Source organism: Corynebacterium pilbarense (assembly GCF_026930265.1).
GTDB classification, from domain to species: domain Bacteria; phylum Actinomycetota; class Actinomycetes; order Mycobacteriales; family Mycobacteriaceae; genus Corynebacterium; species Corynebacterium pilbarense.
In genome coordinates this window covers 1-582 of sequence record NZ_JANRML010000122.1, presented here as the reverse complement: position 1 = coordinate 582, position 582 = coordinate 1, and the positions used below count along the sequence as shown (strand labels likewise).

Here is a 582-nt window from a genome sequence, read left to right as displayed (position 1 = left end):
AGAGAAGAAACCATTTCCTTGAAAACTCTACTTGAAGAAGAAAGAAGAATAGGAGAAGTAAGGAATGTCCAAATGATGAAGAAAGAAGAAGATTGTAAGAAACTTGAACAAGAAGTTGTCTCATTGAGGAAGAGCTTAAGAAACTCTCAAGTGCCAAAAGACTTAACACATCTTGGATGCATGGGTGAAACTTCATACAAAAAAGATGCAAATACCAACAAGCAGGTTGAAGAAAGAGCTACACAGACAGTTGATGAGAAGTGGACCAGGATACCAGAAAGAAGGAATGATTACAAAAGAGATGAATATCCAAGAAGACCTCCTACCTTCAGAAATCAAAGAAGCTTCAATCAGTATGAAGGAAACTACAGAAGAATAGATCATGAACCCAGATGGACTACGTCACAAAGAAGGTCACTTACTCCCAGGTATCAAAATTTCTTTCTTGGTCATTGTTATACTTGCAAAAATTTTGGACATAAGGCAATTAATTGCAGAATCAATGAAAGGAACAACTACGCAAGAAACATGAATGGTGTAAATAGAAGATATGGAAATAATCGTGGATTTGTCAACAAAAGT

1 protein-coding gene is annotated in these 582 nt (G+C 35.9%); it reads left to right on the top strand.

Annotation, left to right across the window (positions count from 1 at the left end):
• The coding region (locus NUW87_RS11520; RefSeq protein WP_269028667.1) for a hypothetical protein at positions 1-582 on the top strand (582 nt) is incomplete at both ends.